This is a genomic window from Butyricicoccus sp. OF27-2pH9A, assembly GCF_027693185.1.
Classification (GTDB): domain Bacteria; phylum Bacillota; class Clostridia; order Oscillospirales; family Butyricicoccaceae; genus Agathobaculum; species Agathobaculum butyriciproducens.
The window spans coordinates 88,205-106,902 of the sequence record NZ_JAQEXK010000011.1 but is presented as its reverse complement, the minus strand read 5'-3'; the positions used below and the strand labels follow the sequence as shown (position 1 = coordinate 106,902).

General features: G+C 56.4%; 19 protein-coding genes and 1 tRNA gene. 5 read left to right on the top strand and 15 right to left on the bottom strand.

What is annotated here, in order from left to right:
• The 6 genes from PG722_RS09620 to PG722_RS09595 form a co-directional block, all read right to left on the bottom strand.
• The coding region (locus tag PG722_RS09620) for a helix-turn-helix domain-containing protein (protein ID WP_270580400.1) at window positions 1-302 on the bottom strand (302 nt) is incomplete at its 3' end.
• 153 nt (window positions 303-455) lie between these two features.
• Window positions 456-2,255 carry an oligoendopeptidase F gene (gene pepF / locus PG722_RS09615; protein WP_270580399.1) on the bottom strand — a complete coding sequence of 600 codons (1,800 nt, stop codon included), beginning with the start codon at window positions 2,253-2,255 and terminating at the stop codon, window positions 456-458.
• Window positions 2,256-2,541: 286 nt separating this feature from the next.
• Window positions 2,542-3,009, bottom strand: coding sequence for a regulatory protein RecX (locus tag PG722_RS09610; RefSeq protein ID WP_270580398.1), 468 nt, complete (start codon window positions 3,007-3,009; stop codon window positions 2,542-2,544).
• The gene (recA, locus tag PG722_RS09605; protein WP_118479827.1) at window positions 3,009-4,181 is read right to left on the bottom strand and encodes a recombinase RecA; all 1,173 of its coding nucleotides are present in this window, start codon (window positions 4,179-4,181) and stop codon (window positions 3,009-3,011) included. Before recA ends, PG722_RS09610 begins: the two co-directional genes overlap by 1 nt.
• A 179-nt stretch (window positions 4,182-4,360) precedes the next feature.
• Window positions 4,361-4,744, bottom strand: a complete 384-nt coding sequence (locus PG722_RS09600; RefSeq protein ID WP_110435666.1) for a metal-dependent transcriptional regulator — start codon at window positions 4,742-4,744, stop codon at window positions 4,361-4,363.
• Between the two features lie 156 nt (window positions 4,745-4,900).
• Window positions 4,901-5,371, bottom strand: coding sequence for a hypothetical protein (locus PG722_RS09595; protein WP_270580397.1), 471 nt, complete (start codon window positions 5,369-5,371; stop codon window positions 4,901-4,903).
• Window positions 5,372-5,696: 325 nt separating this feature from the next.
• On the opposite strand from PG722_RS09595, the gene aguA reads away from it, so the two are divergent.
• Window positions 5,697-6,791, top strand: a complete 1,095-nt coding sequence (aguA, locus tag PG722_RS09590; protein ID WP_270580396.1) for an agmatine deiminase — start codon at window positions 5,697-5,699, stop codon at window positions 6,789-6,791.
• A 44-nt stretch (window positions 6,792-6,835) separates the two neighbouring features.
• On the opposite strand, the gene trpS is transcribed toward aguA, so the two are convergent.
• The 3 genes from trpS to PG722_RS09575 form a co-directional block, all read right to left on the bottom strand.
• Entirely contained in the window at window positions 6,836-7,897 is a 1,062-nt protein-coding gene (gene trpS / locus PG722_RS09585) for a tryptophan--tRNA ligase (RefSeq protein ID WP_270580395.1), read from the bottom strand.
• Window positions 7,898-7,911: 14 nt separating this feature from the next.
• Window positions 7,912-8,478 carry a TetR/AcrR family transcriptional regulator gene (locus PG722_RS09580; RefSeq protein ID WP_110435644.1) on the bottom strand — a complete coding sequence of 189 codons (567 nt, stop codon included), beginning with the start codon at window positions 8,476-8,478 and terminating at the stop codon, window positions 7,912-7,914.
• Window positions 8,479-8,730: 252 nt separating this feature from the next.
• Window positions 8,731-11,535: a L,D-transpeptidase family protein gene (locus PG722_RS09575; RefSeq protein ID WP_270580394.1), complete on the bottom strand. Its 2,805-nt coding sequence runs from the start codon at window positions 11,533-11,535 to the stop codon at window positions 8,731-8,733.
• A 302-nt stretch (window positions 11,536-11,837) separates the two neighbouring features.
• Here PG722_RS09575 and PG722_RS09570 point away from each other — a divergent pair, with 302 nt between their 5' ends.
• Window positions 11,838-13,172: a lysozyme inhibitor LprI family protein gene (locus PG722_RS09570; protein ID WP_270580393.1), complete on the top strand. Its 1,335-nt coding sequence runs from the start codon at window positions 11,838-11,840 to the stop codon at window positions 13,170-13,172.
• Between the two features lie 136 nt (window positions 13,173-13,308).
• Here PG722_RS09570 and rpsR read toward each other — a convergent pair whose 3' ends face one another.
• The 3 genes from rpsR to rpsF are packed head-to-tail and all read right to left on the bottom strand — an operon-like array spanning window position 13,309 to window position 14,405.
• Complete coding sequence (gene rpsR / locus PG722_RS09565) at window positions 13,309-13,581, bottom strand: 30S ribosomal protein S18 (RefSeq protein ID WP_110435641.1); 273 nt, start codon at window positions 13,579-13,581, stop codon at window positions 13,309-13,311.
• 21 nt (window positions 13,582-13,602) lie between these two features.
• Window positions 13,603-14,094: a single-stranded DNA-binding protein gene (locus PG722_RS09560; RefSeq protein ID WP_110435640.1), complete on the bottom strand. Its 492-nt coding sequence runs from the start codon at window positions 14,092-14,094 to the stop codon at window positions 13,603-13,605.
• A 14-nt stretch (window positions 14,095-14,108) separates the two neighbouring features.
• Window positions 14,109-14,405, bottom strand: coding sequence for a 30S ribosomal protein S6 (rpsF, locus tag PG722_RS09555; RefSeq protein ID WP_110435639.1), 297 nt, complete (start codon window positions 14,403-14,405; stop codon window positions 14,109-14,111).
• A 186-nt stretch (window positions 14,406-14,591) separates the two neighbouring features.
• On the opposite strand from rpsF, the gene PG722_RS09550 reads away from it, so the two are divergent.
• The 3 genes from PG722_RS09550 (at window position 14,592) to PG722_RS09540 (ending at window position 15,584) form a co-directional block, all read left to right on the top strand.
• Window positions 14,592-14,667 (top strand) — tRNA-Thr (locus tag PG722_RS09550).
• A 170-nt stretch (window positions 14,668-14,837) separates the two neighbouring features.
• Window positions 14,838-15,230 (top strand): NifB/NifX family molybdenum-iron cluster-binding protein, encoded by a 393-nt coding sequence (locus tag PG722_RS09545; RefSeq protein ID WP_118360585.1) that lies wholly within the window; start codon window positions 14,838-14,840, stop codon window positions 15,228-15,230.
• 3 nt (window positions 15,231-15,233) lie between these two features.
• The gene (locus PG722_RS09540; RefSeq protein WP_270580392.1) at window positions 15,234-15,584 is read left to right on the top strand and encodes a DUF134 domain-containing protein; all 351 of its coding nucleotides are present in this window, start codon (window positions 15,234-15,236) and stop codon (window positions 15,582-15,584) included.
• Between the two features lie 45 nt (window positions 15,585-15,629).
• Here the strand turns inward: PG722_RS09540 and rsmI are convergent, their stop codons facing one another.
• From rsmI to PG722_RS09525, 3 genes are all read right to left on the bottom strand, one after another.
• A complete protein-coding gene (gene rsmI, locus PG722_RS09535; protein WP_270580391.1) occupies window positions 15,630-16,478 on the bottom strand; it encodes a 16S rRNA (cytidine(1402)-2'-O)-methyltransferase in 849 nt (282 codons plus the stop codon).
• A 132-nt stretch (window positions 16,479-16,610) separates the two neighbouring features.
• Entirely contained in the window at window positions 16,611-17,309 is a 699-nt protein-coding gene (locus tag PG722_RS09530) for a tRNA1(Val) (adenine(37)-N6)-methyltransferase (RefSeq protein WP_270580390.1), read from the bottom strand.
• A 13-nt stretch (window positions 17,310-17,322) separates the two neighbouring features.
• On the bottom strand, window positions 17,323-18,696 hold the full coding sequence (locus PG722_RS09525; RefSeq protein ID WP_270580389.1) for a penicillin-binding transpeptidase domain-containing protein: 1,374 nt from the start codon (window positions 18,694-18,696) through the stop codon (window positions 17,323-17,325).
• Window positions 18,697-18,698 lie beyond the last annotated feature (2 nt).

Below are 18,698 nucleotides of genomic sequence, written 5' to 3'. Positions count from 1 at the left end.
AAATTTTTTAGGTAGTCTACCTCCGCACGCAGCCGTTGAACCTCTGCCAGCAGATCTTCCGCTACCTCCTTCGGCAGCCGCTTTGGCGGACGGCCCTTACTGCTGCGGCCGCGCCGTTCAACGGCAAAGCCTTCCGGCCCTTCCCCCAGGTAGATTCGCTCCCATGATTTGATTCGATCTCTGCTGCTTACCTCAAATCTACGGCAGGTTTCGCTGTAACTCAATTTCTCTTCCTGCATGGTTTCAATCACCAGTTTTTTGAATTCCGGCGTATATCGTTTGTTTGGTACTCCTTTTGGCATAGCAAAACACCCCACTTGTTAGATAGTATATCATACTGTCTAACAAATGGGGTGCTGTTCAGACGGCTGTGCCTTTTCTTTACTCTAATCGAGTGTTACAGACAATGAAAAATGCAAAAAGAAACGTCATTCTTCATTTTCCATCCTCAATTCTCAATTCAGAATCTTTTCCATCTCCGAGATCATTTCATCAAACAGCTTTGTTGCGTCCTCGATCGGCTTCGGGCTTGCCATATCCACGCCTGCGCCGCGCAGCAGCGTGATCGGGTCGGCAGAGCAGCCGCCGGACAGGAAGCCGAGGTAATCCTTCACCGCCGGTTCACCCTCTCGCAGAATGTGGCGCGACAGTGCGATGGCAGCGGCGTAGCCGGTCGCGTACTGGTAAACATAGTAATCGTAGTAGAAGTGCGGGATGCGTGCCCATTCGAGCGAAATCTCCTCGTCTACGTTCATTTCCGGTCCGAAATACTGCTCGTTCAGCTTTTTGTACATCGCGCAGAGCGCTTCGGCGGTCGTGCCCTCGCCACGCTGGGTCATTTCGTTGGCGGCCAGCTCGAACTCAGCGAACATGGTCTGACGGTACAGCGTGCCGCGGAATTGCTCGAGGAAGTGGTTGATGAGGTACGCGCGCTCCTTTTTATCGGTCGTGACGGACAGCAGGTATTCCATCAGCAGGGCCTCGTTGCAGGTGGATGCAACCTCGGCAACAAAGATCACATAGTCCTGGTATGCGGTCGGCTGGGTCTTGTTGGACAGGTACGAGTGGATGGAGTGGCCCATCTCATGCACGAGCGTGAACACGTCGTCGAGCGTGCCCTTGAAGTTGAGCAGTACATACGGGTGCACGCGCGCGCCTGCCGAGTACGCGCCCGAGCGCTTGCCCTCGTTCTCGTACACGTCGATCCAGCCGTTGGCAAAGCCTTCGCGGAGCAGATTCAGGTAGTCCTCACCGAGCGGCGCAAGCGCCTTCAGTGCGATCTCCTTGGCCTCCTCGAACGTGAATTTCATTTCCACGCCGTCCACGACCGGCACATACAGGTCGTACATGTGCAGCTCGTCCACGCCGAGCAGCTTCTTTCTCAGCGCGACATAGCGGTACATGGGCGCAAACGAGCGGTGTACTGCATCAATCAGATTGCGGTAAATCTCGGTCGGCACCTCGTTGCCGTCGAGCGCGGCATCCAGTGTCGAGGGATATTTTCTCACGTTTGCGAAAAACAGTAGCTGCTTGAGCTGCGCGGACAGCGTTGCCGCCGAGGTGTTGCGGAACTGGCCGTACACCGAGTACAGCGAATCGAACGCGGACTTTCGCAGCACACGGTCGTAGGACTGCATCAGCGGGATGAACGTGCCGTGCGTGACGGGATGCTTATTGTCGTCCTTGTCCACTGCGTCCGGGAATTTGAGGTCAGCGTCGTTGAGCATGGAGTAAATGTCATCCGGGCTGGCGGCCATTTCGCCTGCAGCGGCGAGGATTGCCTCCTCCTTGTCGGACAGCACATGCTCTCGGCGGCGGCGAATGCGGTCGATATTCAGGCGGTACAGCTCCAGCTCGGGTACTTCAGCGTACAGACGGTTCATGTCCTCATCGCTGATGGCGAGCAGCTCAGGGGTCTCAAACGCGGCGGAAGACTGAATTTCGACCGCGAAGCGCGTCACCTGGCTGACCATCTCCTGATAGGCGGCGACGCGGGTGTCCTCATCGCTGCGGCGCTGGGCGTAGTGTACAAGCGCGTCAAATGCAAGGCTGATTTCATCATCCAGACGGAAAAAAGACAGCAGAACAGCGCCGCTTTCGGCCAGTCTGCCGCGGAATGCGGTGATGCGCGGAATGAACTCCTTGGCCTTCGCTAACGCGGCACGCCAGTCATCGTCGGTCGCAAACAGATCCTGAATCGCCCATTTGTCCTTTGCGGGCACATCTGCGCGGGCGGGAATTTTATTGTTTTCCATGGAAATACTTCCTTTCCGGTAGAGTTTTCTCCTCTTATTATGATACTCCAACCGCGGGATTCATGCAAGACCCTGTCGCAAAACTACCGTTTTGCCGACAAGAGGAACGGACCGTGGGCCGTTCCAGAGTCGTCCGAAAGTTCCTGTGCAGAAACTTTCTCCCTCTATAAGTCAAAAAAGTCAGGTACATGCCCTGACTTTTTTGAAATTTGCACAGCAAATTCTATTTCATGCGCGCTATCGCGCGAAAAGATTCGCTTGAGGATAGAAACCCTTGAATAAAAAATTATTCTTCCTCCGGCAGCGAACTGCCGTAGGTTTCGAGTGCGCGCTTGATATCATTCCATGCAAAACCGCGCCGCTGGAGTGTCGCAACGGCTTTTTCGACCTCTTTTCGATCGGAAACGTCACCGTGCAGGCGTTTTTCGAGCAGAGCCAGCATTTGCGCCTCATCCGGGGAGAAGGTCTGCATAGCCGCTTCTGCGGCGTCGCGGTCTATGCCGCGGCGGGTCAGCTCCTGTCGGATGCGTGCCGCGCCGTAGCCCTTGCGCGTGTAGCCGCGTACAACGCTTTCCGCGAAAAGCTCGTCATTGAGCATGCTGCGTTCGGTCAGCCACGCAAGCGCGTAATCGGCGGCTTCCTCATCATGACCCTTGGCAAGCAGCTTGTCGCGCAGCATTTTCGCACTCAGTGCCCGGTAAGACAGCTGTTTTGCCGCCATATCGAGGGCTGCGCGGTATTTATCCTCGCTCATTATTCTTCGTCGAGGTCGTCAAAATCGTCCGCGTCGATGGAGACTGCCTTGGAGGACGATGGACGCGGTGCCTTATCCGCAGGCTTTTCGGCCTTCTCGGTCGGCACAGCAGCGGAAGGACGTGCCGCATGGCTCTGCGCCAACTTGCTGCGCTCCTCGGCAACCTTTTCCATGATCTGCTTCTGTACGTCATCCGCGATGTCCGGATGATCCTTGAAATACTGCTTGGCAGCATCGCGGCCCTGACCCAGACGGGTATCGCCCATGGAGAACCACGCGCCGGATTTGCTGAGGATGCCGAATTCCACGCCGAGATCGACCAGCTCGCTCGTGCGGGAAATGCCTTCGCCGTACATAATATCGAACTCAGCCTGCTTGAACGGGGGAGCGACCTTGTTTTTTACAACCTTTACACGGGTGTGGCTGCCGATCAGTTCGGTGCCGTTTTTTAGATGCTCCACGCGGCGAACCTCCATGCGGACAGACGCATAGAACTTGAGCGCACGGCCGCCGGTGGTAACCTCCGGATTGCCGTAAATGACGCCGACCTTCTCACGCAGCTGGTTGATAAAGATGGCTACGCACTGGCTCTTGGCGATCGAGCCGGCCAGCTTGCGCATCGCCTGACTCATCATGCGGGCGTGCAGACCGACAAAGGAATCGCCCATTTCACCTTCGATTTCGGCGCGCGGTGTCAGCGCGGCAACCGAGTCGATAACCACGATGTCGATCGCGCCCGAGCGCACAAGCGCTTCCGCAATGTCCAGACCCTGCTCACCGGTGTCCGGCTGGGAGACCAGCAGGCTGTCAATGTCAACGCCGAGTGCCTTGGCGTAAACCGGGTCGAGCGCGTGCTCGGCATCGATAAACGCAGCCGTGCCGCCCAGCTTCTGTGCCTCTGCAACGCTGTGCAGCGCAACCGTGGTCTTACCGGAGGATTCCGGTCCGTAGATCTCAATGATTCGGCCGCGCGGCAGACCGCCGATGCCGAGTGCGAGATCCAGACCGATCGAGCCGGTCGGGATGTGTTCGATGTTCATGCCGGTGTTTTCACCCAGACGCATGACCGAGCCCTTGCCGAACTGCTTTTCGATCTGACCGAGCGCAGCGGCAAGTGCTTTCTTCTTATCAGCCGCAGGAGCGACCGGTTCCAACTGCTTTTTGGTAGCCATGATAGCATTTCCTCCTGAAAAAGTTACAAATATGCAAGCCGCAGAGCGGCGGTGTATTCGGATTCGATACACCCATTATAACAGGGTGCCGATTTGAATGCAATGATTTTATCGAAAATTTGTTCGATAAAATTTGATATAAAAAATCCTGCCTTTTCAGGCAGGATTTTCAACGGGTCTTATTTACCCTGTGCGTCGATATACGCCTTCGCATGCTGCTTAAGCTTGTCGAAGGTTTCCTCGCTCAGCACATGCTCGATGCGGCATGCATCCTCAGCGGCGGTCTCAGCGTCCACGCCGAGAGCGGTGAGGAACGCGGTGAGCACGGTGTGGCGCTCGTAAATGCTGGTGGCAATCTGCATGCCGGATTCGGTCAGTCCCAGCAGACCGTTCTGGTCGATGGAAACGTAACCGTTATCGCGCAGCAGGCCAACGGCACGGCTGATGCTCGGCTTGGAAAAGCCGGTGTAGTGCGCAACGTCGATCGAGCGCACCTGTCCATTTTTCTGCGTCAGAACCAGGATGGCTTCCAGGTAGTTTTCCGCGCTTTCCTGAATTTTCAATGCACGGACCTCCTTTTTCTAAGATACACTTTTCTGTAGGGCAGCACATGGGTTGGTCCTGCCGCGAAATTCTGTAATAGTATATCTATTTTATCATGACTTGCGTGTTTTTGCAATCTGCGTTGAACAAATTTCAAGCGGAAACAGCGGCTTGTGTTACGGCTGATCGGGCGGGAGCGGATTTTCCGGTGTATTCTGCGGCTCGTGCTGCGGTGCGGGAGCCGGCTGCTCGAACGGCTGCGGCTCGGGCATTTTGCGGTCAATGCTGCGCAGGGTGCGGTGCATGCTGAACAGCATCATAATAAATTCATAGCCGAGCCGTGCAGCAATATTTCCGACGATAAACAGCAGGATCGCCCAGAAAAAGTGGAAAAACAGCAGAATAACGCTGTAAACAGCCAGCGCAGCGACCGTCATGCAGTACAGGATTTTCAGCAGACCCTCGGTGTATGCGTGCCGGAAATTGAGAAAATCATGCAGCTTTGCTGCCGCGCCGTGGTAGTGATTCGGCTTGCGGACAAACAGCGTGTACAGCGCGATGCCGCCCGCAAGAATCAGTAAAAGTGCCAGAATCGGCAGAATCATTGAGAAAAGCGGTGTGTATGTATAGGTGTAAGCGTAATTCATGGTATGCACCTCTCCTTTGGAAATGGGTTGATACATTTTTAGTGTACCATATTCTGCGGGGTTGATAAAGAGAAAGTTGAATAATTGAGAATGGAGAATGCAGGTGAGGGGAAAATCGGTGTATTTATCAGGTAAGAATGGCGTTCTCTCAAACATCGGCAATCGTGTAATCGCAGGGACCGGTCAGTGACCGCCCGCATACCGTTAAATATTACGTTCATTTTCCATTCTCCATTCTCAATTTTTCATTTCAAACCGCCTACGACCATTGCAAATTTAATCAAAATGTTGTACTCTTGATGTACCACCGAACAGGAGAGATACCATGAAAATTTTGCACACTACACCCGCGCAGGACGGGTTTTATATGCCTGCGGAGTTTGCACCGCATGAGGGCTGCCTGATGATCTGGCCGGAACGCGCCGACAGCTGGCAGTACGGCGCCTATGCGGCCCGGAAAGCCTTTCTGCGTGTGATCGAGACGATTTCCGAAAGCGAAAGCATGACCGTGCTCTGCTCGGAAGGGCAGTATGACAACGCGCGTGCGCAGCTGCCCGACCGCGTTCGTCTGGTCGTGATGGAGACTGACGATGCGTGGGCGCGTGACGTTGGCCCGACCTTTGTTATCAACGGCAGGGGAGAGCGCCGCGGCATCGACTGGGGGTTTAACGCGTGGGGCGGCGATGTGGACGGCCTGTATCCCTCGTGGGAGAAGGACAACCGTGTGGCGCGCAAGTTCTGCGACCTGCTGAACAACGACGTATACGACAAACGCGATTTCATTTGCGAGGGTGGCTCCATCCACTCGGACGGCGAGGGCACCGCGCTCGTCACCGAAGCCTGCCTGCTGAGCGCGGGACGCAATCCCGATCTCACAAAGACTCAAATTGAGCAGGTTTTGTGCGATTATCTGGGCGTTTCCAAGGTGATCTGGCTGCCGCGCGGTATTTACAACGACGAGACCAACGAGCACGTTGACAACGTATGTGCTTTCACGGCTCCGGGCGAGGTTGTGCTCGCGTGGACGGACGACGAGACCGACCCGCAGTATGCGCTCTCCAAGGCCAGTCTGGATGCACTGGAAGCTGCGACCGATGCCAAGGGACGCAGGATCAGAGTGCACAAGTTGCCGCTGCCCAAGCCGGTGACCATCACCGCAGAGGAGTGCGACGGCCTTGACCTGTGCGACGGCGAGCCGACCCGCACCCCGGGAGAGCGTCTGGCGGCAAGCTACGTCAACTTCTACATTGCGAACGAGGCTGTTGTCATGCCCGCCTTCGGTGACCCGATGGATGAAAAGGCGCAGGCTATCCTGCAGGAGCTTTTCCCGACCCGCAAGGTAGTTGCGATTGCTGCCCGCGATATTCTGATTGGCGGCGGCAATATCCACTGCGTGACCCAGCAAATCCCGAAAGTGTAAAAATAGAGGACGAACCAAGCGGTTCGTCCTTTATTTTGCTGTTTTTACTTGAGCAGGCCGTTATCGGTGAAATAGTCGATCTTCATCGCGTGACGGACTCGATCGAGCGTGCCCTGAGCGGTCTCAGCGGCGATTTCGCTGCCCTTCTTGAGAATCTCGTAGACTTCAGGCAGGCGACCCTCCCACTGCGCACGGCGCTCACGCATGGGCGACAGCAGAGACTGCATGACGTTGTTCAGGAACTTCTTTACCTTCACATCGCCGAGTCCGCCGCGCTGGTAGTGCGCTTTCAGCTCGTCAAGGTTCTGGTAGTCCGGCAGGAATTCTGCGAAGTGCTCCGGCTGGCAGAACGCATCCAGATAGGTGAACACGGAATTGCCCTCCAGCTTGCCGGGATCCTGCACGCGGATGTGGTCCGGATCGGTGTACATGGACATGATCTTCTCACGAACGACCTCCTCCGGATCCGCAAGGTAGATGCAGTTGCCGAGCGACTTGCTCATCTTCGCCTTGCCGTCTGTGCCGGGCAAACGCATGCAGGCATTATTGGACGGAAGAACAATCTGCGGCATCGTCAGCGTTTCGCCGTAAACCGTGTTGAACTTGTGCACGATTTCACGGCACTGCTCGAGCATCGGCTCCTGGTCCTCGCCGACCGGAACAGCCGTAGCGTTGAATGCGGTGATGTCGGCTGCCTGACTGATCGGATAGCAGAAAAAACCGACCGGAATGCTGGCTTCAAAGTTGCGCATCTGAATCTCTGCCTTAACGGTAGGGTTGCGCTGTACACGGGACACCGTGACAAGATTCATGTAGTAGAACGTCAGCTCGGTCAGTTGCGGCACCATGGACTGGATGAAGATGTTCGACTTTTCCGGGTCAATGCCGACCGCAAGATAGTCCAGCGCGACCTTCATAATGTTCTGGCGCACGCGCTCCGGGTGCTCGGCGTTGTCGGTCAGCGCCTGTGCGTCCGCAATCATGATGTAAATTTCGTCATATTTTCTGGAATTCTGCAGCTTCACGCGCTCGGCCAGTGAGCCGACGTAGTGGCCGACATGCAGGTTGCCGGTCGGGCGGTCGCCCGTGAGAATGATCTGTTTCATATCGTAAACGCCCCTTAAAATTCGTTTTTCAGACAGGTTTTCCAGTTTTCGGGCAGTTCCACGTTGGAGGAAATCCACATGGCGAACATGCCGTTGAGCATCGTCCAGTAGCGCAGAAGCCGCCATCGTGTCTCATCCTGCGGAATGCCTTGCTTTTCCGCGATAGCGACAGCCACACGGCGGAAAACGGAAAACGGCGGGTAGTTGCCCTCGATCGGCTCAAGCGAGAACGTCAGCTTCTGGGATGCGTTGCGGAAATACGCGCTGAAATACGTCGGGTTGCGCATGTAAAAATCCAGATAGGCGGTGCCGAGCTGCTCCATGGTCTGCGGCAGGCTTTCGTCCAGACCGCTGAGCGTCAGCTCGAGTGTGCGCGTCAGCTCCTGCATGACGTAGGCACGGCAGGCGTCGATCAGGCGCTCCTTGCTGTCAAAGTGGCGGTAGATGGCGTTGTGACTCACGCCGCACTGCGTTGCCAGCCGCCGGAGAGAAAGATTTTCGAGGCCGTCCTGCGAGATCAGCGTGACCGCTTCCTCCAGCAGCTTGCTTTTCAGATTTCCGTGATGATACTGATCGGCCATTTTCTCACCTCGTTGTTTGTTGTAATGGGTTTATTATAGTCCTTGATGTTGTCGGTGTCAACATTAAAATGTCACAACGATAATCAATCGCATTTGCGAAAAATGCGTATAAAATGACGAATTGCACTATCAGGGTGAGAATTTATCGTTGCGGTGCAGGACAGGATGTTGATGATGTACACACTGTTTTGCGGCAAAAAAACACCGATACTCTCCGGAAAAACGGAGAATATCGGTGTTTGCAGCTGCGGTTTAGTAGATTACGACAGTCGAACCGATCGGTACGTTGTTGTAAATCCAGTTGATGTCGTTGTGCTTCATGCGTACACAGCCGTGCGAAACCGGATAGCCGCTGCTGAAGTCGTATTCGGTATCGGTGCCGGGATAGCACAGGCGGGAGTGGAACGCGTAGCCGGTGCCCGGGTAGAAGCCTACAACCGGACGAACTGTGTAAGTACCGGTGGTCCAGCCTGCCTTCAGCTTGTAGCTGACGGTGGTCACGCCGACCGGAGTCGGGGTGGAGGAAGCGCCGGTGCCGACGATAAAGCTCTTGGTCAGCTTCCAGTTGCCCTTGGAGCCGGTGAATACGTTTACATGCTGGTATGCGCGGTTGATCCAGACCAGATAATTGGTGTTGCTGGAGTAGCCCTTGGCGTTGATCCAGACCTCCTTGGTGGTCTTGGAGTAATCGTTGTTGGCCGCGTAGGACGTGGTGTAGTTGCCGCGGTAAACCGAGGATACCTGCTTGAGGATGGCGGCAGCATCGCGCTGTGCATACCACTCGGCAGAGTAATTCTCGATCGGAACGGTCTTCTGGGCGTAAACCTGCTCGGTCTCGCCGGTGGACGGGTTGTTGTAGAGCAGCTTAAAGCCAATCGCCGTGCTGGTCTTCATATTCTTGGTGAAGGTGAAAGTGCTGGTGTGGCTGGAGGTCTTGCCGTTGGTCAGCTCGAAGCTGTTGTTCGTGCAGCCCTTGATCGCGGAGCCGTCCTGATACCAGATTGCAGTACAGGTAACGCCTTCCTTTACGCCGGAGAAGCTGACCTTGGCAGTCAGCGAGCCGCCGGCCTTAACCTTATCCGGAACGGTCATCGTGATCTGAACGCCATCCAGACCGGGATCGATGTTGTCGATCGTGTGGTCGGCCTTAGCCGTTACCGTGCAGCCGACCATGCGGGTGTCTACGGTGCCGATCTTGCCGGTGCCGTCAACCGTGGTGTTCTTGCCGGCCAGAACCATCGTGCCGACCGTGCCGGACAGCGTGATGCGGTTGCCGGAGCCGCGCAGTACGGAAACGGTATCCGCGTCGCCCTTGAGCAGGATGGTGTTGTTGCTGCCGGTAATGGTGATGGCATCCGAGGTCATGCCTTCGAGCACGATCGTGCGGCCGGAAGCGGTGATCTCGATGTTGGAGACTGCGCCGCTGTAGCCAACGGAGCCGCCTTTGCCTGCGATAACGAGCGTGTTTACGGACGAAGTGTTGTCCATCTTAACATCCGCCGTGCCTGCCGGGTCAACAGCAAGCGTGGAAATGCTGGTCTGCTTGGTAGCATTCAGTACAGCGCGCTCCTCGCCCTTGAGGACGATGCGGTGCGAGCTGCTGACGGAATCGAGCGAAATCTCATTCGTGGGAGCGGCAAAGATCCAGTCGCCGTCTGCGACAGCGCCGGTCAGAGTGATGCTCGGATTGGTGAGTACGGTGCCGCCGGCCAGCTTGGTCGGTGCGCTGTCTGCGTTGGTGGCAGCGGCAATGCGCACAATCATGGTGACGAACTGTGCACGGGTCAGCTTGTTCGACGGAGACAGCTTGGTAGCAGAGGTACCGTTTACAACGCCCTTGCTGATCAGAGCGGCAGCTGCCTGCTTCTGCTCGGTGGTCATGGAGGAGGTGTCGGTGAAGCTGCTCAGCTCATCGGCAGCGGTCTCTGCGCGGTCGTATGCGAACGCACGAGCCATCAGCACGAAAGCCTCAGCACGGGTAGCTGCAGTGTCAAAGTTGCGGTTGTCGTTTGCGGTAATCAGGCCGAGGTGGATGGCCTTGCCCAGATCCGCGCTGTACCATGCGGACTGCTGGCTGGCAGCCAGACCGGATACACTGTCGGCCTGCGCTGCGCCAAGTGCGCGGTTGAGGATAACGATAGCTTCGGAACGCTTGACCGAGTTGTTCGGCATAATTTTGCCGTTGATGCCCTTCAGAAGACCCAGCTCAACACCCTTGCGCAGCGAAGCGGCAGCCCAGTGGCCGTCGATGTCCGGGAAATCCGTGGTCGCCGGATCGGAAGGTGTGGTCGGGTCAGTCGGAGTCGTGGGTTCGGTGGGAGTGGTCGGAGTCGTCGGCTCGGTGGTCGTCGGAACGGCGGTCTGCTCCAGTGCAAACGGGAGCGGATCGAGCATTAGATACTGCGGCATGTACTTGGATGCACCGGCACGCAGCGGATCGGAATCGCCGCCGATCACCAGCTTGCTGTCGGAGAAGCTGTCGTCCACCAGCATGCGGAAGGTGGTGGTGCCCCAGTGGAAGATGAGCCACTGCGCCTTGCCAGCGTCGTTCTTGCTGTCCGCAAGGTATGCCTTTACCTTGTTGTGGGCCTCGGTCAGCTTGGTCTTGCCGGAGTCGGTCAGGTCGATCTCAACGGCTTCTGCGCCGTTCTCGGTGGTTGCCTTGGCAGAGGCAAAATCTGCACGGTCAAACTGCCACTCATGGTTCAGAAAGTCGGTTACACTGCACAGACGGCGGTCGCCCAGACGAGCGGCCCAGTAAGCGGCAGTGCTGCCGGTAGCTGTTTTCGGAATGGAAACGGTGATCACATCGCCGGAAACGGCGGCAGACGCGCCGGTCAGACCCTCAAGCTGCATGCGCTGCGAGATGGTCTTCTGCGCTGCTGCCAGATCGGTCTGGAGAGCAGTGCTGTCGTACGCGCTGCCGGTGATCGGCTTGAGTGCAAACATCAGCGCGTTTGCAGCCGTGGTTGTCGCCGAATCATTTACGGCAAAAGCAGTGGTGAACAGCATCATGGCGGCCAGCAGACCGCTGAAAATGCGTTTTGTCAACTTCAAAATACTATCCCCTTTTTGACAGTTGCAGAATGCGGACATTCTGCCTTACTTTATTACCTATATTTTACGTTCCGGACCAGAGCTTGTCAAGATGAGTAAGGTTTCAGTTCCGAAACATTTCGCTGCCCGCTGGGGGCGGCGTACCCACGCCGAGAGGGCAAGAGGGTAAGCAAGCGTCCCTCGCTTCGCAAGCGGCAATCCCAATGCCGGGAGCAGCTATCCACGCTTTACAATCTGAATACAGCATGTTATACTATAAAATAAGCATAAAAACGACCCTTTTTCAAAGGAGGAAATCACTCATGCTTTGCAAAAACTGCGGCAAGGAGCTGCCAATCGCCGGCAAATTCTGCCCCTTCTGCGGCGCAGCTGTCGAGCAGACCGGTGTCAACGACGAAACCGCTGTATTTACCACCCTGCCGGATGATATGAAGGACCCTGTCGAGACCGGTCCGATTGACACCAGCGCGTTTGACGCGGCTATGCGGGATGAAAAGCAGCAGCTTCCGGTGGACGACACGGTTGCCGATCCGCTGGCAGACACCAATCCCAATATCCCGAATCCGAACATTCCCACGCAGGATACCATGCGTCCGATCGACACGCCGCCGGTCCGCCGTGCTGCGGGCATGCCCGAGCGCCGCACGACCTACTACAACGGCGAGGCTGATCCGAAGGACCGCGTTTACAAAAAGCCGTCCAAGGGAAAACGCGGCCTGATCATTGCGCTGGTGGTCATCATCGTGGCGGCTTTGATCGGCGGCGGTGTGTGGTATTTTGCAAATTCGCACAAGACCGACGAAAACCTCATCATGGCCGAAAAGTACATGGATCACGGTGACTTCGACAAGGCGCTTACGTATTACCAGAAGGCGCAGGAGGAGGCTAAGGATCCGGCTGCTCTGGATGCGACCATTCAGCTGATCAAGGACTATCAGTCCGCTGAGGATTATGTAGGAAACGGCCAGTACACCGAGGCCATTGCGGCGCTCAAGCAGCTGCAGAACCGTGTCACCGACCCGGATTCCGCGATGTACAAGGCCATCGAGGATTTGCTCGATAAGGCGCAGTCTGCTCAGTCGGACGATCAGTTCAATTCCGATCTGGACGAGGCACAGAGCTATCTGGACGATAAAAAGTACGATGCCGCCAGCGGCAAGTTGGATTCTCTGGCAAATGATGATTCGCTGACCGCTGACCAGAAAAAGCAGGTCAAGGAGCTGCAGAAGCAGCTTTCCGATGCACAGCAGCAGGAAAAGCAGCAGGAAGAGAACAGCCAGAAAAAGGCCGAGCAGCGCGATGCATTCAGCAAAAAGATGGATGAGCTGGAAAGTGACGATCTGAAAATTTCGTCGGCAGCCAACCAGGAGGATGAGCTGGCCATGACCGCAAGCTCGTTTGAGCAATGGGATAACCTGTTGGGTGAGATGTACGACTACCTTGCGACCGTGCTCAACGCCGATCAGTACGCTTCCGAGGAGGCAAGCTACAAGCAGTGGGTGCAGGAGCGGGATTCCGGTGCGGAAAATGCCGCAAAGGAGACCGAGGATGACACCGCAAAGCAGCTTGCATCCTACAGCTTTAAGCAGAGCTACACCAAAACACGCTGCTATAAGCTGCTCGATCTGATGAACTGAACACAGGAATAACGAAAAAAGGACGCATCAGGCGTCCTTTTTGTTTGCCGCAAACGAGAAACAAGGGTGCAAAAAAAGCGCCGCTTTCTTGCGAAAACGACGCTTTGCGTATCCTTGATTATAAAAAACGAATTGCTTACTCTGCGGTGTAGGGCAGAAGAGCAATGTGACGTGCACGCTTGATAGCCTCGGTCAGCTGACGCTGATGAGCAGCGCAGGTACCGGTCATGCGGCGGGGCAGGATCTTGCCGCGCTCGGACATGTACTTCTTCAGCTTGCCGGCATCTTTATAGTCAACGTGTGCAACCTTATCTACGCAGAATGCGCATACCTTGCGACGGCGACGGCCGCGCTGCGGGCGCTCTGCACGCTCCGGACGGGGAGTAAATTCCTTCTTGGTTTCTTCCATGATCACGTAACCTCCTTCAGTTTAGAATGGGACATCGCCGTCGTCATCAGCAAGCTCCTGAAAATCCGAATCTCCTGCAGGGAGATCGAAAGCCGGAGCAACCTGGGACGCGGCAGGCTCGGGCCGCATCTGCGATCCGTTGTCATAGCCGCCAAAACCGCCCTGATTGCCTGCATTGTAGGCATCGCGGGATTTCTTCGTTTCACCGAAGGAAACCTCGTCGCAATTTACTTCGATTGCAGTGCGGTTGTTGCCGTTCTGATCCTGCCAGCGGCGGGACTGGATACGGCCGACTACGATTGCCATAGAACCCTTCGTGAACCACTGTGCAACGAACTCTGCCTGACGGCCCCATGCGACACAGTCGATGAAGTCGGTCTGGCGTTCGCCGTTCTGATCCTTGCGACCACGGTCGATCGCAAGCGAGAACGAGCACACAGCCATGTTGGACTGGGTATGGCGCAATTCGGGATCGCGGGTCAAACGACCCATCAGAATCGCCTTATTGAGCATTGGTGTTCACCGCCTTAGTCGTCCAGGCAGACGATGATGGAACGCATGATGCCGTCCGTGATCTTGTAGATACGGTCCAGCTCAGCCGGGAAATCGGGCTTGGACTCAAAACGAACCAGCGTGTAAACGCCCTCCGTCTGATCCTCGATCGGGTACGCCAGACGGCGCTTGCCCCAGTCCTCGACCTCTACGTTCGTGCCGTTCGCCTCAACGAGAGACTTGAACTTGTCCACAACAGCGGTAGCCGCTGCCTCTTCCAGCTTGGGGTTAACGATGAAGATAGTCTCGTACTTGCCAGAAATCTTTGCCATATTCTTAGCACCTCCTTTTGGACTTTTGGCCCACATCCTTTGATGTGAGCAAGGATACTATATCATTATAACGGATACACGGAGAATGTCAAGAAAAATTTCAAAAAAATATTGACGAACTTTCAAAAGCATGATATACTGAAAACACTGTGAACGAGGCAAAGATTCGTCGCAGGACGCATAAGTGCTTGTGTGGCTCAGTTGGTAGAGCAGCGCATTCGTAATGCGCAGGTCGCCGGTTCGAGTCCGGCCACAAGCTCCAAAACCCTTCCGATTTTCGGAAGGGTTTTTGCTTTATCCGGATATTGGCGTCTGCTTTCTATATAATGGGATAGCGGTATGCCAAAACTTATTATTGACATATGCCAAAAACGTGATAGACTATAAGTAATGTTATTGGCATATGCCATAAATGATTCGGAGGAAATGGTTATGAAGATCGCAGTTACCTATGAAAACGGAGAGGTTTTCCAGCATTTTGGCCACACGGAGCAGTTTAAGCTGTACGAGGTATCCGGCGGTAAGCTGCTGCATGCGCAGGTGGTGGATACGAACGGCAGCGGTCACGGTGCGCTGGCCGGCCTGCTGGCACAGCTTGGTGTGGATACGCTGATCTGCGGCGGCATTGGCGGCGGCGCACAGGCAGCGCTTGCGGAGGCCAATATCCGTCTGATCGGCGGCGTGCAGGGCAATGCAGATGAGGCAGTACAGGCTTTCCTGAACGGTACGCTGGCGTTTGATCCCAATGTGCACTGCACGCACCATGATCACGGCGAAGGCCATTCCTGCGGCAGCCACGGCTGCGGCGGTCACTGTCACGAATAATTCATGTCGAGACCAAGAAAGTGCCGCAGAATCTGCGGTCTGCCGACGTTCAGCGAGTTTTCCCCGCAGGAAAGTACGACAGAGTGCGTGCAAATGACGCTGGATGAATATGAAGCCATCCGTCTGCTGGATCTGGAAAATCTGCAGCAGGAGCAGGCAGCCGCGCAGATGGGCGTGGCCCGCACAACGGTGCAGCTGATCTACAACAACGCCCGCCGCAAGCTGGCGGATTGCCTTGTAAACGGCAAACGACTGGTGATCGAGGGCGGCGATGTTGCGCTGTGCGAGCGTCATGCACAGTGTCCCGGACGCGGACATTGCTGCCGCAGCGGCTGTCCGAAACATCTCGAATAGGTGCAGAAAACGAAAAAACCGTTGCTTTTTGCAACGGTTTTTTCGTTATTCTTCGTGATCGAGTACATAGCGGTACAGCGCGTTTTTCTTTACGCCGGTTTCGGCGGAAACCGCCTTGACCGCGTCCTTCTGGGTCTGGCCCTGTTCCACGCGGCGGCGGACTGCCTTGGCGGCAGAGGCAAGACGGTCCGCCTCGTCCTGCTCGGTCTCCGGCTCGTCCGGCGCACCCTCGAGGATGAGCACGAACTCGCCGCGCGGCGCATTGGCGTCAAAGTATGCAACCGCCGCATCGAGCGTCATGCGGAGCGTCTGCTCATGCAGCTTGGTCAGCTCGCGCGAGAGCGACAGTCGGCGGTCGCCGCCGAAGGCGTCGCGCAGGTCACGCAGCGTTGCACACAGCTTGTGCGGTGCTTCGTAGAAGATCATCGTGCGTTTTTCGCCCTGCAGTGCGTCCAAATGCTCTCTGCGGGCCTTTTTGTTGACCGACAGGAAGCCTTCAAAGCACCAGCGTCCGGTCGGCAGACCGGATGCCGCCAGCGCGCAGACCGCCGCGCAGCAGCCCGGAATCGGGATAACGGGCACATCGTGCTCGGCGCACAGCGCGACCAGATCCTCACCCGGATCGGAAACCGCAGGCGTGCCCGCATCGGTTACGAGCGCACAGGTCTCACCGGCGAGCAGCTTCTCCAAAACCGCTTCACCGCGTGCGCGGCGGTTGTGTTCGTAGTACGAGATCATCGGCTTTTTGGGCAATTCGCAGGCGTTAAGCAGCTTTTGCGTCACGCGGGTATCCTCTGCCGCGATGAAATCCACTGTGCTGAGCACCTCGCGTGCCCGCGGCGATAAATCACTCAGGTTGCCGATCGGCGTTGCGACTAAGTATAATGTAGACAATTCAATCCCTCCGGAATTTCTTAAATGGAGAATAGAGAATGGATAATTGAGAATGGGAAATGAAGGTGCGGCTAAATCATCGCGCATTGCGCGTATCAGCGCAGCGCGGACGGGACTCACGCAAGGATAGCGCTAATTCTCAATTCCGTAAATACGGAAATATTCATCACTCTCAACGATCAGTGGCGGCTCAACAACAAGTCCTTCCGCGCTGCCGCCTTTTCGGCACTCGACCATGACGACGCTTGGCGCCGCCTGCACGCTCTGGTGTACGAACCGCATTCTTTTCGGCACGAGCCGCACGCGCGAGAGCGCTTCGAGCAGCACCCACAGCCGCTCCGGCCGGAATACGAACGTGGCTTTACCGCCGGTATGCAGCACGAACGAGGCCGCAACCGCCAGTTCCTCGACCGAACAGGTGGCATCCTGGCGAGCGGTGCGCTTTTCGGCGGTCGGCGCATTCGCGCCCGCGTTGCGGTCGAAATACGGCGGGTTGCAGATGACGTAATCCATACTGCCGTGCGGCAGCAGCGTACGCATCTGCCGGAGGTCGCCTTGCAGAGCGGTTACGTTTTCCAGCTCGTTTGCCGCGATGGACTGCCGGAACAGGTCGAGCGGGCCGTCCTGCAGTTCCAGTCCGGTGATCTTGAGATCCGGACGCCATACGAGCAGCGCCAGTGCGCCTGTGCCGCAGCCGAGGTCGAGCAGTTTGGCATTGCGTCTCGGCTTGGCGAACGCGCTGAGCAGCACGCTGTCCTGACCGAGCTTAAAAAAACGGTCGTCCTGTAATAATTGCAGTCCGTTAGGGAGTATTTCGGTGCTTTGCGCCATGATTTCTCTCTCCTTAATAGTCTTTCTCGACCGCCGCCTGCAATACCTGCGACGCAACCGTGCCCGCAACGGACGAACCGCCGCCGCCGTTCTCGACGAGAACGATGAAGGCATACGGCGTAGCTTCATCGCGCAGGAAGCCGGTGAACCATGCGTTCGGCGACTTATCCGCGCCGACCTCGGCGGTGCCCGACTTGGCACAGATATCCATGCCCGGGAAACGGTCCTGACCGTAGGTTTCGATGACGTTGTTGTGCATCATATCCGCGATGGTACCGGCGGTCTTTTCATCGATCAGCTGCGCCGACTTGTGCGGATAGTAAATGCCGGTCGGCAGACCGTAATCTGTGGTAGATTTTTCGATCAGACGCGGCACGGCAGCCTTGCCGCCGTTGGCGATCGCGCCCATATACTGGAGCATGTTGATCGGACACAGGGTATCCTGACCCTGACCGACACCCGACCACGCCAGCTGATTGTCATTGCCCGAGAAATCAAACTTGCCGACCGAGGACTGGATGCCGTCCACCTTGATGGACTTGGTCAGTCCTGCCGCATCCGCGTATTTCTGCATGGTTTCGCCGCCGAGTTCGACGGCCAGCTGACCGAACACACCGTTGCACGAGTTGGCGAGCGCTTCCTCGATATCCTGTTCGCCGTGAGCGTGCGGGCAGGTGACTTCCTCGCCACCGATGTTGACCGAGCCGGTGCACGTCCACTTGCGCTGGAACAGGTCGGGGATGTTCTCGATAGCGGCGTTGATGGTCACAACCTTGAAGATGGAGCCCGGAATCGAGTTTGCGGACAGCAGTCGGTTGACGTAAACGCCGTCCCATGCGGGATCATCCGCCGCAATGTCCGGCGGATTGGCCGGATCGAATGTCGGTGTGGACACCATGCACAAAATTTCACCGGTTTTATAGTTATAAACGCCAACCGTTCCGTTCATTCCGCTCAAAGCCTGATAGGCGATATTGTTCAAATAGGCATCAATCGTCAGATACAGGCTGTTGCCGGTGCCGAGCGGAGAATATACGCCGGTGAGCAGATTATAGCCGGACAGCTTATCCGCGAACGAGGTGAGCGCACCCGCACCGATGTTGCCGTTTTTGTCACCGACGGCGTGCAGTGTGGCGCGCCGGACGGCTGCATCATCGTTGTAGATGCGGTTGCCATCCTCGTCGAGTGTGGACAGCATATCGCCGTCCCGGTCGAGGATAGTGCCGCCTTTCAGCTGGCCGGAGTTGTTATAGAGATGACGGTTGTACGGGTAGGAGGCCCAGTCGCCGCCGTCCACGACAAACCGGAAGCAGAAGAACGCCAGACCCAGACCGAGCAGCGCGGCAAGGATCAGACAGAAAATACTGCGTTTTTCGATTTTCCGCATGG

Excerpts from the sequence above, each read along its gene's own strand:
- PG722_RS09545 (WP_118360585.1), top strand. The coding sequence starts at position 14,838 with ATGAAGATCGCAGTTACCTATGAAAACGGAGAGGTTTTCCAGCATTTT.
- PG722_RS09610 (WP_270580398.1), bottom strand. The coding sequence starts at position 3,009 with ATGAGCGAGGATAAATACCGCGCAGCCCTCGATATGGCGGCAAAACAG.
- trpS (WP_270580395.1), bottom strand. The coding sequence starts at position 7,897 with ATGAAACAGATCATTCTCACGGGCGACCGCCCGACCGGCAACCTGCAT.
- recA (WP_118479827.1), bottom strand. The coding sequence starts at position 4,181 with ATGGCTACCAAAAAGCAGTTGGAACCGGTCGCTCCTGCGGCTGATAAG.
- PG722_RS09570 (WP_270580393.1), top strand. The coding sequence starts at position 11,838 with ATGCTTTGCAAAAACTGCGGCAAGGAGCTGCCAATCGCCGGCAAATTC.
- PG722_RS09560 (WP_110435640.1), bottom strand. The coding sequence starts at position 14,094 with ATGCTCAATAAGGCGATTCTGATGGGTCGTTTGACCCGCGATCCCGAA.
- aguA (WP_270580396.1), top strand. The coding sequence starts at position 5,697 with ATGAAAATTTTGCACACTACACCCGCGCAGGACGGGTTTTATATGCCT.
- rpsF (WP_110435639.1), bottom strand. The coding sequence starts at position 14,405 with ATGGCAAAGATTTCTGGCAAGTACGAGACTATCTTCATCGTTAACCCC.
- PG722_RS09540 (WP_270580392.1), top strand. The coding sequence starts at position 15,234 with ATGTCGAGACCAAGAAAGTGCCGCAGAATCTGCGGTCTGCCGACGTTC.
- rpsR (WP_110435641.1), bottom strand. The coding sequence starts at position 13,581 with ATGGAAGAAACCAAGAAGGAATTTACTCCCCGTCCGGAGCGTGCAGAG.
- PG722_RS09595 (WP_270580397.1), bottom strand. The coding sequence starts at position 5,371 with ATGAATTACGCTTACACCTATACATACACACCGCTTTTCTCAATGATT.
- pepF (WP_270580399.1), bottom strand. The coding sequence starts at position 2,255 with ATGGAAAACAATAAAATTCCCGCCCGCGCAGATGTGCCCGCAAAGGAC.
- PG722_RS09530 (WP_270580390.1), bottom strand. The coding sequence starts at position 17,309 with ATGGCGCAAAGCACCGAAATACTCCCTAACGGACTGCAATTATTACAG.
- PG722_RS09580 (WP_110435644.1), bottom strand. The coding sequence starts at position 8,478 with ATGGCCGATCAGTATCATCACGGAAATCTGAAAAGCAAGCTGCTGGAG.
- PG722_RS09525 (WP_270580389.1), bottom strand. The coding sequence starts at position 18,696 with ATGCGGAAAATCGAAAAACGCAGTATTTTCTGTCTGATCCTTGCCGCG.